General features: G+C 71.9%; 12 protein-coding genes. 8 read left to right on the top strand and 4 right to left on the bottom strand.

What is annotated here, in order from left to right; all coding sequences use genetic code 11:
- Positions 1 to 8: 8 nt before the first annotated feature.
- From ilvD to ilvC, 4 genes are all read left to right on the top strand, one after another.
- Positions 9 to 1,712, top strand: a complete 1,704-nt coding sequence (ilvD, locus tag ACWGPF_RS10945) for a dihydroxy-acid dehydratase (protein WP_452332855.1) — start codon at positions 9 to 11, stop codon at positions 1,710 to 1,712.
- A gap of 67 nt (positions 1,713 to 1,779) precedes the next feature.
- The gene (locus ACWGPF_RS10940; protein ID WP_452332854.1) at positions 1,780 to 3,585 is read left to right on the top strand and encodes an acetolactate synthase large subunit; all 1,806 of its coding nucleotides are present in this window, start codon (positions 1,780 to 1,782) and stop codon (positions 3,583 to 3,585) included.
- A gap of 1 nt (position 3,586) precedes the next feature.
- Positions 3,587 to 4,096: an acetolactate synthase small subunit gene (ilvN, locus tag ACWGPF_RS10935; protein WP_345435011.1), complete on the top strand. Its 510-nt coding sequence runs from the start codon at positions 3,587 to 3,589 to the stop codon at positions 4,094 to 4,096.
- A 33-nt stretch (positions 4,097 to 4,129) separates the two neighbouring features.
- A complete protein-coding gene (gene ilvC / locus ACWGPF_RS10930) occupies positions 4,130 to 5,155 on the top strand; it encodes a ketol-acid reductoisomerase (RefSeq protein ID WP_345435013.1) in 1,026 nt (341 codons plus the stop codon).
- A 103-nt stretch (positions 5,156 to 5,258) separates the two neighbouring features.
- Here ilvC and ACWGPF_RS10925 read toward each other — a convergent pair whose 3' ends face one another.
- Positions 5,259 to 6,230 (bottom strand): hypothetical protein, encoded by a 972-nt coding sequence (locus ACWGPF_RS10925; RefSeq protein WP_452332853.1) that lies wholly within the window; start codon positions 6,228 to 6,230, stop codon positions 5,259 to 5,261.
- A 149-nt stretch (positions 6,231 to 6,379) separates the two neighbouring features.
- On the opposite strand from ACWGPF_RS10925, the gene ACWGPF_RS10920 reads away from it, so the two are divergent.
- Together ACWGPF_RS10920 and ACWGPF_RS10915 are read left to right on the top strand one after the other, a co-directional pair.
- Positions 6,380 to 7,699: an O-acetylhomoserine aminocarboxypropyltransferase/cysteine synthase family protein gene (locus tag ACWGPF_RS10920; RefSeq protein ID WP_452332852.1), complete on the top strand. Its 1,320-nt coding sequence runs from the start codon at positions 6,380 to 6,382 to the stop codon at positions 7,697 to 7,699.
- Positions 7,696 to 9,012, top strand: coding sequence for an LLM class flavin-dependent oxidoreductase (locus ACWGPF_RS10915; protein WP_452332851.1), 1,317 nt, complete (start codon positions 7,696 to 7,698; stop codon positions 9,010 to 9,012). The genes ACWGPF_RS10920 and ACWGPF_RS10915 overlap by 4 nt, the downstream gene beginning before the upstream one ends.
- A 16-nt stretch (positions 9,013 to 9,028) precedes the next feature.
- Here ACWGPF_RS10915 and ACWGPF_RS10910 read toward each other — a convergent pair whose 3' ends face one another.
- Together ACWGPF_RS10910 and ACWGPF_RS10905 are read right to left on the bottom strand one after the other, a co-directional pair.
- Complete coding sequence (locus tag ACWGPF_RS10910) at positions 9,029 to 10,828, bottom strand: pyruvate kinase (protein ID WP_452332850.1); 1,800 nt, start codon at positions 10,826 to 10,828, stop codon at positions 9,029 to 9,031.
- A gap of 75 nt (positions 10,829 to 10,903) precedes the next feature.
- Entirely contained in the window at positions 10,904 to 11,881 is a 978-nt protein-coding gene (locus ACWGPF_RS10905; RefSeq protein ID WP_452332849.1) for an adenosine deaminase, read from the bottom strand.
- A gap of 68 nt (positions 11,882 to 11,949) precedes the next feature.
- Here ACWGPF_RS10905 and ACWGPF_RS10900 point away from each other — a divergent pair, with 68 nt between their 5' ends.
- Positions 11,950 to 12,297 carry a TraR/DksA family transcriptional regulator gene (locus tag ACWGPF_RS10900; protein ID WP_452332848.1) on the top strand — a complete coding sequence of 116 codons (348 nt, stop codon included), beginning with the start codon at positions 11,950 to 11,952 and terminating at the stop codon, positions 12,295 to 12,297.
- Between the two features lie 59 nt (positions 12,298 to 12,356).
- Here the strand turns inward: ACWGPF_RS10900 and rmuC are convergent, their stop codons facing one another.
- Positions 12,357 to 13,706 (bottom strand): DNA recombination protein RmuC, encoded by a 1,350-nt coding sequence (gene rmuC / locus ACWGPF_RS10895; protein WP_452332847.1) that lies wholly within the window; start codon positions 13,704 to 13,706, stop codon positions 12,357 to 12,359.
- A 255-nt stretch (positions 13,707 to 13,961) separates the two neighbouring features.
- On the opposite strand from rmuC, the gene rpsA reads away from it, so the two are divergent.
- Positions 13,962 to 15,410 carry a 30S ribosomal protein S1 gene (rpsA, locus tag ACWGPF_RS10890; protein WP_345435030.1) on the top strand — a complete coding sequence of 483 codons (1,449 nt, stop codon included), beginning with the start codon at positions 13,962 to 13,964 and terminating at the stop codon, positions 15,408 to 15,410.
- Positions 15,411 to 15,591 lie beyond the last annotated feature (181 nt).

Raw genomic sequence — 15,591 nt, 5'->3', positions numbered from 1 at the left:
CTGCCACCGTGACCGACGCGTCCTCGATCGACCTGAAACCCCGCAGCCGTGTCGTGACCGACGGCATCGAGGCCACGACGTCGCGCGGAATGCTCCGCGCCGTCGGGATGGGAGACGCCGACTGGGACAAGCCCCAGATCGGCATCGCCTCGAGCTGGAACGAGATCACGCCCTGCAACCTCTCGCTCGACCGGCTCGCCCAGGGGGCCAAGGAGGGCGTCCACTCGGGCGGCGGGTACCCGCTGCAGTTCGGCACGGTCTCGGTCTCCGACGGCATCTCGATGGGCCACGAGGGCATGCACTTCTCGCTCGTGAGCCGCGAGGTCATCGCGGACAGCGTCGAGACCGTCATCATGGCCGAGCGCCTCGACGGCACCGTCCTGCTGGCCGGCTGCGACAAGTCGATCCCCGGCATGCTCATGGCGAGCGCGCGCCTGGCGCTCTCGAGCGTCTTCCTCTACGCGGGATCGATCGCGCCGGGCTGGGTCAAGCTCTCCGACGGCACGGAGAAGGACATCACCATCATCGACTCCTTCGAGGCGGTCGGCGCCTGCCGGGCCGGCCTCATGTCGGAGGAGGACCTGAAGCGCATCGAGTGCGCCTTCGCGCCGGGCGAGGGCGCGTGCGGCGGGATGTACACGGCCAACACGATGGCGTCGGTCGCCGAGGCCCTGGGCCTGAGCCTGCCGGGCTCCGCCGCGCCGCCGTCGGCCGATCGCCGCCGCGACCAGTTCGCCCATCGGTCCGGCGAGGCCGTCGTGAACCTCCTCCGCCAGGGGATCACGACGAAGGACATCCTCACGAAGGAGTCGTTCGAGAACGCCATCGCGCTCGCGATGGCGCTCGGCGGCTCCACCAACGTCGTGCTGCATCTGCTCGCGATCGCCCGCGAAGCGGAGGTCGAGCTCTCGCTGCACGACTTCAACCGCATCGGCGACCGAGTCCCGCACGTCGCGGACATGAAGCCGTTCGGGAAGTACGTCATGAACGACGTCGACCGTCACGGCGGCATCCCCGTCATCATGAAGGCGATGCTCGACGAAGGTCTCCTGCACGGAGACGCCCTCACCGTCACGGGGAAGACGGTCGCCGAGAACCTGCGCGACCTCGACCCCGATCCGATCGACGGCACCGTCGTGCACCGCTTCGACGACCCCATCCACGCCACCGGCGGCATCACGATCCTGCACGGAACGCTCGCGCCGGAGGGCGCGGTGGTGAAGACCGCCGGGTTCGACGCCTCCGTCTTCGAGGGGCCGGCCCGCGTGTTCGAGCGCGAACGCGGGGCCATGGACGCGCTCGCGGAGGGCGACATCCGCGCAGGCGACGTCGTCGTCATCCGCTACGAGGGCCCCAAGGGCGGGCCGGGCATGCGCGAGATGCTCGCCATCACCGCGGCCATCAAGGGCGCAGGGCTCGGCAAGGATGTACTACTCTTGACGGACGGTCGATTCTCAGGCGGCACAACCGGACTGTGCATCGGCCATATCGCACCAGAGGCGGCGGACGGAGGTCCGATCGCCCTCGTGCGCGATGGTGATCTGATCAGGGTCGATATCGCGGCTCGTACTCTCGACCTACTCGTCGACGAGGCAGAGCTGAGCTCCCGCCGTTCCGACTGGGAGCCCCTGCCCCCGCGCTACACCCGAGGCGTCCTGGCCAAGTACTCCAAGCTCGTGCGCTCCGCCGCCGAAGGCGCGACGACCGGCTGAGCCGGTCGCGCATTCCGGCGCGAGACGCGCGCAGCCCCTCCCGATCATCAAGCGAGGAAGCATCATCATGCCTGCCGAATCCGCCCCGGCCGTGCCACGGCCGCCCGCCCGCACCTCCGCGCAAGCGCCCGTGCTCACGGGTGCCGAGGCCGTCGTCCGCTCGCTCGAGCTGCTCGGTGTGACCGACGTCTTCGGGCTCCCGGGCGGCGCCATCCTCCCCGTCTACGACCCGCTCCTGTCCGCCACCCAGCTGCGGCACATCCTCGTGCGCCACGAGCAGGGCGCCGGTCACGCCGCCGAGGGCTACGCCGCTGCGAGCGGCAAGGTGGGGGTCGCGATCGCGACGAGCGGTCCCGGTGCCACCAACCTCGTCACCGCCATCGCCGACGCGTACATGGACTCCGTGCCCATGGTCGCCATCACGGGGCAGGTGTTCTCCACCCTCATGGGAACCGACGCGTTCCAGGAGGCGGACATCGTCGGCATCACGATGCCGATCACGAAGCACTCGTTCCTCGTGAAGGACGCCGCCGAGATCCCCGGCGCGATCGCCGCCGCCTTCGAGGTCGCCTCCACGGGCCGCCCCGGCCCCGTGCTCGTCGACATCACGAAGGACGCGCAGCAGGCGGAGGCGCCGTTCGTGTGGCCGCCGCGCTACGACCTGCCCGGCTACCGCCCCGTCACGAAGGCGCACGGCAAGCAGATCCAGGCGGCCGTCGCCCTCCTCGCCGAGGCGCGCAAGCCCGTGCTGTACGTGGGCGGCGGCGTCATCCGCGCCCGGGCGTCGGAGGAGCTCAAGACCTTCGCCGAGGCGACCGGCGCTCCCGTCGTGACGACGCTGATGGCGCGCGGAGCGTTCCCCGACTCGCACGACCAGCACCTCGGCATGCCCGGCATGCACGGGTCGGTGCCCGCCGTGCTCGCGCTGCAGGAGAGCGACCTCATCGTGGCGCTCGGAGCGCGCTTCGACGACCGTGTCACGGGCAAGGCGGCGCTGTTCGCCCCGCACGCCAAGGTCGTGCACGTCGACATCGATCCCGCCGAGATCTCGAAGATCCGCACCGCCGACGTCCCGATCGTGGGCGACCTCAAGGAGGTGCTCGTCGACCTCGACACCGCCTTCCGCTCGGCGACGGCGTCGGACGGCGCCGACTACGACGAGTGGTGGGCGTACCTCCGAGGGCTGCAGGACCAGTACCCCCTCGGCTACACCCCCACCACCGACGGCCTGCTCGCTCCGCAGCACATCATCCAGCGGATCGGCGAGCTCACCGGACCCGAGGGCGTGTACGCCGCGGGCGTCGGCCAGCACCAGATGTGGGCCGCGCAGTTCATCCGCTACGAGCGGCCGAACTCGTGGCTCAACTCGGGCGGCGCCGGCACCATGGGCTACTCCGTCCCCGCGGCCATGGGCGCGAAGGTCGCTCAGCCCGACCGCGTGGTGTGGGCGATCGACGGCGACGGCTGCTTCCAGATGACGAACCAGGAGCTCGCCACGTGCGCGCTCAACGACATCCCGATCAAGGTCGCGATCATCAACAACTCGTCGCTCGGCATGGTGCGCCAGTGGCAGACGCTGTTCTACGACGGCCGCTACTCCAACACCGACCTGCAGACGGGGCACGACACCGTGCGCATCCCCGACTTCGTCAAGCTCGCGGAGGCGTACGGCTGCCTCGCCATCCGCGTCGAGAAGGAGGAGGAGATCGACGACGCGATCCGCCTCGCCCTCGAGACGAACGACCGGCCCGTCGTGATCGACTTCGTCGTGAGCGCCGACGCCATGGTGTGGCCCATGGTGCCGCAGGGCGTCAGCAACAGCTACGTCCAGTACGCGCGCGATCACTCGCCCGCCTTCTCCGAGGAGGACTGACATGTCGTCTCACGTGCTGAGCCTCCTCGTGGAGGACCGCCCCGGCCTGCTCACGCGCGTGGCGGGTCTGTTCGCCCGACGCGGCTTCAACATCCACTCGCTCGCCGTCGGCGTCACCGAGATCCCCGGGCTCTCCCGCATCACGGTCGTCGTGGACGTCGAGGACCTCCCGCTCGAGCAGGTCACGAAGCAGCTCAACAAGCTCATCAACGTCGTGAAGATCGTCGAGCTCGAGCCCGCAGCGTCCGTGCAGCGCGAGCACATGCTCGTCAAGGTGCGCGCCGACAACGCGTCGCGCTCCAACGTGCTCGAGATCGTCAACCTGTTCCGCGCGAACGTCGTCGACTACGCGCCCGACGCGCTCGTGATCGAGGTCACGGGCGATCAGGGCAAGGTCGACGCGTTCCTCAAGGCCATCGAGCCGTTCGGGATCAAGGAGCTCGCCCAGTCGGGCCTGCTCGCCCTCGGCCGCGGCGGCAAGTCCATCACCGAGCGCGTCCTGCGCGGCTGACTCAGAACCGAATCCGAAAGAGAGAGACACAAAGTGACCGAGATCCTCTACGACGCAGACGCCGATCTGTCGATCATCCAGAACAAGAAGGTCGCGATCGTCGGCTACGGCTCGCAGGGCCACGCCCACGCGCAGAACCTCCGCGACTCGGGTGTCGAGGTCGTCATCGCGCTGAAGGAGGGGTCGAAGTCGACCCAGAAGGCCCAGGAGGAGGGCTTCGAGGTCAAGAACGTCGCCGACGCGACCGCCTGGGCCGACCTCATCATGATCCTCGCGCCCGACCAGCACCAGCGCTCGATCTACGCGGACTCGATCGCGCCGAACCTGGCCGCCGGCAAGACGCTCGCCTTCGCGCACGGCTTCAACATCCGCTTCGGCTACATCGACGCCCCCGAGGGCGTCGACGTCATCCTCATCGCGCCGAAGGCCCCCGGCCACACGGTGCGCCGCGAGTTCGTCGCGGGGCGCGGCATCCCCGACATCATCGCCGTCGAGCGCGACGCGTCCGGCCAGGCGTGGGACGTCGCCCTCTCGTACGCGAAGGCGATCGGTGGCACGCGCGCCGGCGTCATCAAGACGACGTTCACCGAGGAGACCGAGACCGACCTGTTCGGCGAGCAGGCCGTGCTGTGCGGCGGGATGAGCCATCTCGTGCAGGCGGGCTTCGAGGTGCTCACCGAGGCGGGCTACCAGCCCCAGATCGCCTACTTCGAGGTGCTCCACGAGCTCAAGCTCATCGTCGACCTCATGTGGGAGGGCGGCATCGCCAAGCAGCGCTGGTCGATCTCCGACACGGCCGAGTTCGGCGACTACGTCTCCGGCCCGCGCGTCGTCGACGCGCAGGTCAAGGAGAACATGAAGGCGGTCCTCGCCGACATCCAGTCCGGCGCCTTCGCGAAGCGCTTCATCGACGACCAGGACGCGGGAGCCCCCGAGTTCCTCGGCCTGCGCGAGAAGGAGCAGCAGCACCCCATCGAGGTGACCGGCAAGGAGCTCCGCTCGCTGTTCGCCTGGAAGCAGCAGGACGCCGACTACGTCGAGGGCTCCGCCGCGCGCTGACCCCCGACGCCCGAGACCCGGCCGCCGCCCCCACGAAGGGCGGCGGCCGATCTTCTTCCCCGTGGGCCGGGAACGGCGGGCGCGTCGTGACCGCGGCGGCCGATCAGGGCAGCGGGTAGGTCTCGAACACCGCGTCGGCGGGGAGCGCCTGGAGGAACGACGCCTCGAACGTCACCGTGTCGCCGTCTGCGGGCGTCTGCGTCGCCCAGCCGGTCGCGGCTTCGAGGATCGCGCCCTCGGCGTCGCGTGCGACGACCACGACACCGGGGGAGAGGCACTCGCCGTCCCGGTCCACGGAGAGCTCGCCGGCCACCGTCGTCGGGAGACCTGGGTCGGACGACGCCGCGGCATCCGACACCTCGACGCCGCCGCAGGCGTCGACGGGCTCGTCATAGCGCGGGTCGACGAGCGGGTCGGACACGGCGATCTCGGCCACCTCAGCCCCGGCGAGATCGGAGAAGAACCCCGCGACGGCCGTCCTGCCGGGGAGGAAGGCGCGGTACGTCGAGAACGTCTGGAGAACCTCGCCGTCGGGGGAGATCGCATCGACCTCCACCGCCGCGACGCCCGCTGCCGCGCCCCGGTCGGCCGCGTCGACGATCGCGACGAACCACCAGGTCGACGACTGCCCCACCCGGCCCGACGCGGTCTCGCCGACCGCGAGAGCGAGGGGCTCGAGCGCCGCGCTCGGGTCGGCATCGTCGTCGGATGCGCCTGTCGGCGCCGCCGGCTCGTCGATCGTGTACGGCGATCCGTACACGGTCGGCTGCGGGGCGGAGAAGTAGCCCACCACACCCACGGCCGTGACGGCCCCGCCGACGAGGGCGAGCACGAGCGCGGCGATGCTCGTGCCGGTACCGCGCCCACGGCGGGCGAGTGCGACGACGGCGAGCACGAGCGCGGGGGCGACCAGGAGCGCCGCTCCCGCGATCGCGAGCGGGGTGAACGCCGCGACCACCCCGCCGATCGCGAGCGCGAGCGCGGTCACGGCGAGCGCACGGCCGGGGCGCGGAGGCCGCGGTGGGAGCACCGGCGCGTACGCGGGCGCAGCGCCGCCCGTGCTGACGTCGGACATGGCCGTCTCCTCCCGCCGCCGCCCGATCCTGTCGCGAGCCGGCAGAGCCATCCTCCCGCACCCGCCGTCATCCGGCGTCGCATTCGCAGGGACGGTCGCCTCATCCGTGCTTCCCTGTACGGACGGACTCCGGGAAGGGACGGATGCGGATGTCGGAATCGATCGACGCGGGCTTCGCGACGCGGCAGGTGCACATCGGGTCGGCGGCCGCCGACGCGACCCCGCGGACGGTGCCCATCCACCTCACGGCCGGATTCACCTTCGACGCCTTCGACGACGCGGCCGCGCATTTCGGCAGCGGAGACGGCTTCGGCTACACGCGCACGGGCAACCCGACCGTCGACGCCGTCGAGCGCAAGCTCGCCTCCCTCGAGGGAGGCGCGGAGGCGCTGCTGCTGGCGAGCGGGCAGGCGGCGCTCGCGGTGGCGCTCCTCGGACTCGTGTCCGCGGGCGAGCACGTCGTGAGCTCGACGCACATCTACGAGGGGACGCGGGGGCTCCTCCTCGACAACCTGTCGCGCGCCGGGGTGACGGCCGACTTCGTCGAGGACAGCCACGATCCCGATGCGTGGCGCGCGCTCGTCCGGCCGAACACGCGCGTGCTGTTCGCGGAGTCCATCGCGAACGCGCGCAACGACGTCCTCGACATCGCCGCCGTGGCGGCCGTCGCCGCCGAGCACGGCATCCCGCTCGTGATCGACAACACCTTCGCGACGCCGTATCTCGTGCGTCCGCTCGAGCACGGGGCGGACGTCGTGATCCACTCCGCGAGCAAGTTCCTCGCCGGCCAGGGCGCGGCACTCGGCGGCGTCGTCGTCGACAGCGGCCGGTTCGACGCCGGCCGGGCGGGAGGCCGCTTCCCTCAGCTGACCGAGCCCACCCGCACGGGCGGCGCCTCGCCGTGGCAGCGGCACGGCGGCCGGGCGCGGATCGCCTACCTGCGCGAGACGGTCGCGCCGCGCATGGGCCCCACGCCCTCGCCGCTGAACGCCTTCCTCATCGGCCAGGGCGCGGAGACGCTCAGCCTGCGCGTCGAGCGCCAGTCGGCGAACGCGCTCGCGATCGCGCGGTGGCTGGAGGGACGCCCCGAGGTGGAGTCGGTCGACTACGTCGGGCTCGCCTCGCACCCCGATCACGCCCTCGGCGCCCGCTACCTCCGCGGCGGATCGGGATCGGTCTTCACCTTCACCCTGCGCGGCGGCATCGACGCCGCTCGCGTCTTTGTCGAGTCGCTCCGTATCATCACCCACATGACGCACCTCGGCGACGTCCGGACGCTCGTCCTCCACCCCGCGACGACGAGTCACGCTGGCCGCACGGAGGAGGAGCGCCGCAGCCACGGCGTCCACCCCGGGACCCTGCGCCTGTCCGTGGGGATCGAGGACGCCTCCGATCTCGTCGCCGACCTCGAGCAGGCGCTCGTCGCCGTCGCGGCGGGGGCGGCCGTCCTGGAGCGGAGCGCGGCGTGACCCGCCTGCAGCACTTCGGCTGGTTCCTCGGGCGCGGTTTCGGGCCGCACGGGTGGGGGCTTCCCTCTCTCGAGTGGAACTACCGGTGGACCGAGCCCCGGCTCTACCAGGAGGCGGCGAGGACGCTCGAACAGGCGGGCTTCGACGTCCTCATCATCGAGGATGCGCCCTCGCTCGGCAGCCCGGAGACGATCGACCTGCGGGTGCGCCATGCGTTCGGCGGCCCCAAGCACGATCCCCTCCTGCTCGCGCCCTACCTCTTCTCCGCGACGGAGGCGCTCGGCGTGCTGCCGACCGTGAACCCGGCGGCGGTCCTCCCCTACACGGCCGCACGGCAATTCGCGACGCTGCAGCACCTGAGCGGTCACCGACTGGGGCTCAACGTCGTCACCGACACGGGCAGCGCGCGGCACTTCGGGGACGCCCCGCAGCTCGGTCACGACGCGGCGTACGACCGCGCGGAGGAATGGCTCTCGGGCGTCCGCGACCTGTGGCGGAGCTGGCCGGACGGCGCGCTCGTCGCCGATCCCGCGAGCGGCCGGTACGCCGATGGGACCCTGCTCGCGGCGACCCGCCACCGCGGGGAGTACTTCGCGTTCGACGGACCGCTGAACGCCATCCCCTTCACCGACGGCGAGCCGGTCATCGCGTCTCCGGGCGGATCTGGGCGCGGCCTCGGCTTCGCCGGCGCGAACTCCGACATCCAGCTGGCCCTGTCGTCGCTCGACGAGGAGAGCATCCGCTCCTGTCGGGCGCGCATCCACGACGCGGCGCGGGCAGCGGGCCGCGCGGCCGAGGACATCAAGATCCTCTTCGCCATCCCCGCGGTCATCGTCCCGTCGCGCGAGGAGGCCGAGCGCATCGTGGCCGCCTCGGCGCATCCGGGGGACGAGGAGATCCTCCGCATCGCGCAGCGTCAGTCGAGCGATCTCGAGACGGACCTCACGGCGCTCGATCCGGATGCTCCGCTCGCCCCCGGCGTCTTCGGCGATCACGTCTCGCAGGGGAGCATCCGCCGCCTCGTCGGCGGCCACGACATCGCCACGACGCCCCTGCGGACCATCCTCGGCGCGCACGCGCGACTGGGCCGGCTGTCGGACGGTTCGGGATTCGTGGGGACGGCGGACGAGTTCGCCGATCGGATCGAGGAGCTCGGCGAATGGGGGAACGACGGCGTCCTGCTCTGGGGCGACGTGCATCCCGTGACGGTGCACCGCACGCTCGACGAGCTCGTGCCGATCCTCCGCAGGCGCGGGATCCTCCGCGACGGGCTGGAGCCCGGGCCCCTGCGCCGCAACCTGTTCGCATTCTGAGGCCGAGCGCCGGGCGTCAGCGCTCGGCGCTCCACGAGCGCAGGCGGCGCAGCAGTGGTCTCTTCTTGTCGACATGACCCGCCATCCGGCCGAGGATGCCGTCGAGCGTGCGGATGGCGTCCGTGATCCGCGGGCCCTTGTTGAGCATGACGCACTCCGCGCGGTTCGCGGACGCGGCGTCGGTGATCTCCGCCCGCGTCGGCACCCCGCGCTTGGCGAGGTCCTCGAGCACCTGCGTCGCCCAGACGACGGGGAGGTGCGCCGCCTCGCAGAGCCACAGCATCTCCTCCTGCACCTCGGCGAGCCGCTCGAATCCTGCCTCCACGGCGAGATCGCCGCGCGCGATCATGACGCCCGCCCTCCGTCGCGTCATGAGGGAGAGGAGGATCTCGGGGAGGGCGAGGAATCCGTCGACGGTCTCGAGCTTCACGACGACCCCGATGTCGTGCGCTCCGCGCGCGTCGAGCTCGGCGAGGAGCAGGTCGACGTCGTCGCCGGAGCGCGCGAAGGAGAGCTGCACGATGTCGGCGATGTCGACGACGACGTCGAGCGCCGCGAGATCGTCGTCGGCGACGGCACCGACGGGGATGTCCGTGTCCGGCAGGTTCACGCCCTTCTCCGCGCGCAGCTTCGCGCCCCCCTCCCTGGCCGCCGTCACCTCGATCTCGAGCTCGCCGTCGCGCACGTCGCGCACGACCCCGTCGATGCGGCCGTCGTCGAACGACACGCGGTCGCCGACGCGCGCGGCGGCGACCGCCTCGGGAAGCGTGCAGGCGATGCGGTGCACGCCGTCGGCGCTGCGCGCCGGGGCGCCGTCGGCGGCGAGCACGATGGTGTCTGCCACGTGCACGCGCAGCGCGCCCGGTACGGGCGGGAGCGCGGCGACGGCCGTCGCGTCGTCGTCGCAGCGGAGATCCGCCCCCTCTTCGAGGTAGGAGGTGCGGTCGCCCTCCGCGACGACGCCCGCGCGCCCGGTCTCGACGACCGTCACCCGGCGTGCGCGTCCCCGCGCGTCGCGGAACCGGATGACGTCGCCCGCCTCGCGCCGCGCGAGCCAGTCGTCATCGCGCACGGGCACCGTGACGCCATCCGGCTCGTCGGCCGCGGCGTCGGCGGGGGCGGCGTCGGTGGGGGAGAAGCGGATGCGCGCGGGCACCTCGACGCGGCCGGCGGCGTCGCGCACGGGCTTGGCCTTGCGGACGTGCGGGCCCTCGGGGAGGGGGCCGGTGCGGAGCTTCGGCCCGCCGAGGTCCATCGCGATGCGGATGCGGTCGTCGGCGGCGCGGACGTGGTCGGCCATCCGACGCCAGGCCTGTTCGTCGTCGTGCGCGCAGTTGATGCGAGCGAGGTCCATGCCCGAGGCGGCGAACTCGGCGACGAGGTCGCCGTCGTCGGCGGCCTCGGAGGGCAGGGTGACCATGATGCGGGTCGTCCGCGCGTGCGTCGCGCGGCCGAGCAGATCGTCGGCGTGGGTGCGGAGCGCTCCGCGGTCGTCCTCCTCGTCGGCCGTCTCCCCGGTCCCGGCGTCGCCGAGGGCGGCGTCGATGAGCGCCGTCACGGCGTCGAGGTTGCGGAGCACGTCCGCCTCCATCCGGCCGAGCGACGACAGGCCGACGTCGCTCAGGCGCGCCTGCAGCGGTCGCAGATCCCGAGTGCGCAGGGCGAGGTAGTGCACGAGGTTGCGCGCACCCGCTCGGTGGGTCGGATGCACGGCGGCGATCTCCCCGGCCGCGCGCCTCTCCGCCTGGAGCGCGTCGGACCGGAGGGCGGCGACCTCGTCTCGGATGTGCAGGAGCTCGTCTCGCAGCGGGGGCATCGCCCCACGTTATGCAGGTCGCGACAACCGCCTCGAAGGCTTTACACGAGGTCCCGGACGCGGTAGGAGGGTCCCTCAGTCCAGCTGCCGGAGCAGCTCGGCGCGACGGGCGTCCGAGGCGAATGACGCCTCGACCGAGTTGCGGGCGAGGAGCCGGACCTCGTCGTCGGTGAGCGCGAACGCGTCGCGCAGGGCGGCCACGTTGTCGTCCAGGTAGCCGCCGAAGTAGGCGGGGTCGTCGGAGTTGACCGTGACGACGAGGCCGGCCTCGAGCAGCGTGCGGAACGGGAGCCGCGCGACATCGTCGACGACGCGCAGGCGCACGTTCGACAGCGGGCAGAGCGTGAGCGGGATGCGCTCGCGTGCGAGACGCTCCACGAGGGCGGCGTCGTCGAGCGCGCGCACGCCGTGGTCGATGCGCTCGGCTCCGAGCTCGTCGAGCGCCTCGCGGATGTAGTCGGCCGGCCCCTCCTCGCCGGCATGCGCGACGCGTCGCAGACCCGCGTCGGCCGCGCGCGCGAACACGTCGCGGAAGAGCCGCGGAGGATGGCCGACCTCGGCGGAGTCGAGTCCGATGCCGAGGAGCGGGACGCCGGCGTCGAGCACCTCGTCGAGCATCAGCTGGGCGGACGCGACGGGCTCGTCGCGCAGGACGCACGCGATGATCCCGGACGTGATCCCGAGCCGCTCCTCTGCGGCGCGCGCCGCGCGGTCGAGGCCGCGCAGCACGGTCGCCGCCGGCACGCCCCGCGCCGTGTGCGCCTGCGGGTCGACGAAGAGCTCGACGTGCGCGACGCCCGCGCGATGGGCGCGGAGGAAGTACGCCTCGGCGAGGAGCGCGAAGTCGTCGTCCGTGCGCAGCACGCCCATGTTCTCGTAGTACAGGTCGAGGAAGCCCTGCAGGTTCGCGAAGTCGTACCGCCCGGCGAGCTCGTCGGGTGTCGCGTCGCGGAGCGCGGCGCCGTGGCGCGCCGCGAGCTCGAAGATCGTCGCCGGCTCGAGGGTGCCCTCGATGTGGAGGTGCAGTTCGCAGAACGGGAGCGGAGAGGGCATCCCGCGAGCCTACCGAGGCCTCCGGGTGCGACGCGCGTGGCAGGCTGGGGGAGTCGGAGGGAGCCGTCGTGACCCAGGAGCTGCCGCCGCGTCTGCGCCGTCTCGGCGCGGAGATCGACGCGCGGATCATCGCGCGCGACCGGGAGCTCGCCGAGCTCGCGGAGGCGAGGGGAACGGCCGACGGCGACGACGAGCACGACCCGGAGGGGGCGACGCTCGCCGACGAATGGTCGCGGCTCACGGGCCTGCGCGCCGCGGCGCTGCGCGATCGGACGCGGCTGGAGGCCGCGGTCGCGCGCGTCGCCGCCGGCACGTACGGACGCTGCGAAGGCTGCGGCAGGACGATCCCCGAGGAGCGGATGGACGCGGTGCCGACGGCGGTGCGCTGCGTCGCGTGCGCCGCGCGCCGCCGCTGACCGCTCGCCCGCTGACGGTCATCCTGCACGGGTCGGGATCGGTCGGCCGTGCGACGCTCTCAGGTGCGTTCGGCGCGGATACGCTCGATCTCGTCGGGCAGCGCCGACGCACCGGCCGGCTCGCCGTAGAGGTCGGGCTTCTGCGGCGCGATCGCGAGCGCCTCGACGGGCTCGGTCTCGGTGAGGACGTCGTCGAGCCCCTGCAGGGCGCTGAAGCGCCGCGCCTGCGTCACGACGTTCCTGTCGAGCGAGCCCGCGACGCGGTTGTACGCCTCGACGGTCGCATTGAGCCGCTTGCCGAGCGCGGCGAGATGCCCGCCGAGGGTGCCCAGGCGCTTGTGCAGCTCCTTCCCGACCGCGAAGATCTGCTGCGCCTCCCGAGCGAGCTGGTCCTGCCGCCATGCGTGCCCGACCGTGCGCAGCAGGGCGACGAGCGTCGCGGGCGTGGCGATGACGACGTTGCGCGCGAACGCGTGCTCGTACAGGGAGGCGTCCTGGTCGAGCGCTGCCGCGAGGAACGGCTCGGCGGGCACGAACATCACGACGAACTCGGGAGAGCCGGGGACGGCGTCCCAGTACTGCTTCCCGCCGAGATCGTCGATGTGCCGGCGGAGGTGCCTGGCATGCGCCTGCAGCCGCTCCGTGCGCACGGCGTCGTCGGCCGCCTCCATCGCCTCCAGGTATCCGGAGAAGGCGACCTTGGCGTCGACGACGACCGTCTTGTCCCCGGCGAGGTGCACGACGAGGTCGGGGCGCAGCGCGCCGTCGTCGCCGGCGTGGTGCTCCTGCTCGGCGAAGTCGACGTGGTTGAGCATGCCGGCGGCCTCCACGACCCGCCGCAGCTGCAGCTCGCCCCATCGACCGCGCACCTGCGGCGCCCGCAGCGCGTTCACGAGCCGGCGGGTCTCCGCGCCGAGCGAGTCGGATGCCTGCCGCATGACCTTCAGCTGCTCGGCGAGCGCGACGGCCGCCTCGGCGCGCGCCCGCTCCGCCGTCGCGACCGACGTGTGGACCGTGTCGAGCGACTGCCGGATCGGCTCGACCAGCCTCTCCACCGCCTCCTGCCGACGACGGAGCTCGGCGGCGCCCTCGCCCTGGCTGCGCCTCAGCCGCTCCTCGGCCTGCGTGAGGAACGTCTCGGCGTTGGCCTGGAGCGCCCGGCGGCTGAGGGCGTCGAACTCGTCGGCGAGCCGCCGGCGGTCGTCGCGCAGCTCGGCCAGCCGCTCCTGCGCCTCGCGCCTCGCCGCCAGGACGGCCTGCTCGCCGCGGTGGCGCTCCTGCGCGATCCTCTCCTCCTGGTCGGAGGCGGCGGAGGCCGCCCCGCGCTGCCGTCCGAGGAGGAAGCCGACGGCGCCGGCGAGCGCGGCGACGACGAGCGCGACGAGGAGGAGGGGGAGGGCGGTGTCCATGAGCCCGATTGTGGCGCAGGGGTCGGACATCCCCGCGGCGATGCGACGGCCCCCTCGCCCCGCGGCGATCCTCTGCTAGCATGGACTGTCACGCGCGTGCGCGGGCTCGGCGTGCCCGTCGAGATCACCACCGCGTGGCAGCACGGCAATCCCATCAACTGCCCCGGTTCATCCGCGGTGGCGCCCGTCGGCCCGTCCGGCGAGGCGGCACCCGAGCCAGGGGCCCGACCATCCCCAACAAGGACAACCCACTACATGACTAACGCAACGACCGCCCCGGCCACCAAGCAGGTCGCGATCAACGACATCGGCTCTGCTGAGGACTTCCTGGCCGCGGTCGAGAAGACGCTGAAGTTCTTCAACGACGGCGACATCATCGACGGCACGATCGTCAAGATCGACCGCGACGAGGTCCTCCTCGATGTCGGATACAAGACCGAGGGCGTCATCCCCTCGCGCGAGCTCTCCATCAAGCACGACGTCGACCCCAACGAGGTCGTCACGGTCGGCGACCACGTCGAGGCCCTCGTCCTCCAGAAGGAGGACAAGGAAGGCCGTCTGATCCTGTCGAAGAAGCGTGCGCAGTACGAGCGCGCGTGGGGCGACGTGGAGAAGATCAAGGAGAACGACGGCGTCGTCACCGGCACTGTCATCGAGGTCGTCAAGGGCGGTCTCATCGTCGACATCGGCCTGCGCGGCTTCCTCCCCGCGTCGCTCATCGAGCTCCGCCGCGTGCGCGACCTGACCCCGTACCTCGGCCAGGAGATCGAGGCGAAGATCCTCGAGCTCGACAAGAACCGCAACAACGTCGTGCTGTCGCGCCGCGCCCTCCTCGAGGAGACGCAGTCGGCCACGCGCACGCAGTTCCTCAACAACCTGCACAAGGGCCAGGTCCGCAAGGGCGTCGTGTCCTCGATCGTCAACTTCGGCGCGTTCGTCGACCTCGGCGGCGTGGACGGCCTCGTGCACGTGTCCGAGCTGTCGTGGAAGCACATCGAGCACGCCTCCGAGGTCGTCGAGGTCGGCCAGGAGGTCACCGTCGAGATCCTCGAGGTCGACCTCGACCGCGAGCGCGTCTCGCTGTCGCTGAAGGCGACCCAGGAGGACCCGTGGCAGGTCTTCGCGCGCACGCACGCGATCGGCCAGATCACGCCCGGCAAGGTCACCAAGCTCGTCCCGTTCGGCGCGTTCGTGCGCGTCGCGGACGGCATCGAGGGCCTCGTGCACATCTCGGAGCTCTCGAACAAGCACGTCGAGCTCGCCGAGCAGGTCGTGTCGGTCGGCGAGGAGGTCTTCGTCCGCGTCATCGACATCGACCTCGACCGTCGCCGTATCTCGCTCTCGCTCAAGCAGGCGAACGACCTCGTCGACCCCAACGGCACCGAGTTCGACCCGGCGCTGTACGGCATGGCGACCGAGTACGACGAGAACGGCGAGTACAAGTACCCCGAGGGCTTCGACGCCGAGTCGGGCCAGTGGCTCGAAGGCTTCGACGACGCCCGCGAGAAGTGGGAGCAGGAGTACGCTGCCGCCCAGGCTCGCTGGGAGTCGCACAAGTCGCAGGTCGCCAAGGCCCTCGAGGCCGAGGCGGAGCAGGGCGACGACTTCGGCGCCCAGACGTTCTCGACCGAGTCGGCCGGTGCCGGCACGCTCGCGGACGACGAGGCTCTCGCCGCGCTGCGCGAGAAGCTCTCCGGTCGTTGAGACGCGCTGACGTCCCGGCGGATCCGATCCGCTGAGACGACGGCGAAGGGCCGGCTCCTCGGAGCCGGCCCTTCGTCGTACCCGGGGGTCCGCGTCGCGCAGCATGCGCGGGCAACCTTCCTGTTAAGCACAAACTGCGCAGCGTCGGCGCCGGATGACGGTCCGTTACGGACGATTCGAT

The organism is Microbacterium sp. NPDC055683 (assembly GCF_053617895.1).
This window is presented reverse-complemented; position numbering and strand designations above follow the sequence as displayed.

What these genes read in the sequence shown, in the direction of transcription:
- ilvN (WP_345435011.1), top strand. Translation starts at nt 3,587, where the DNA reads ATGTCGTCTCACGTGCTGAGCCTCCTCGTGGAGGACCGCCCCGGCCTG.
- rmuC (WP_452332847.1), bottom strand. Translation starts at nt 13,706, where the DNA reads ATGGACACCGCCCTCCCCCTCCTCCTCGTCGCGCTCGTCGTCGCCGCG.
- rpsA (WP_345435030.1), top strand. Translation starts at nt 13,962, where the DNA reads ATGACTAACGCAACGACCGCCCCGGCCACCAAGCAGGTCGCGATCAAC.
- ACWGPF_RS10905 (WP_452332849.1), bottom strand. Translation starts at nt 11,881, where the DNA reads ATGCCCTCTCCGCTCCCGTTCTGCGAACTGCACCTCCACATCGAGGGC.
- ACWGPF_RS10925 (WP_452332853.1), bottom strand. Translation starts at nt 6,230, where the DNA reads ATGTCCGACGTCAGCACGGGCGGCGCTGCGCCCGCGTACGCGCCGGTG.
- ACWGPF_RS10920 (WP_452332852.1), top strand. Translation starts at nt 6,380, where the DNA reads ATGTCGGAATCGATCGACGCGGGCTTCGCGACGCGGCAGGTGCACATC.
- ACWGPF_RS10940 (WP_452332854.1), top strand. Translation starts at nt 1,780, where the DNA reads ATGCCTGCCGAATCCGCCCCGGCCGTGCCACGGCCGCCCGCCCGCACC.
- ACWGPF_RS10910 (WP_452332850.1), bottom strand. Translation starts at nt 10,828, where the DNA reads ATGCCCCCGCTGCGAGACGAGCTCCTGCACATCCGAGACGAGGTCGCC.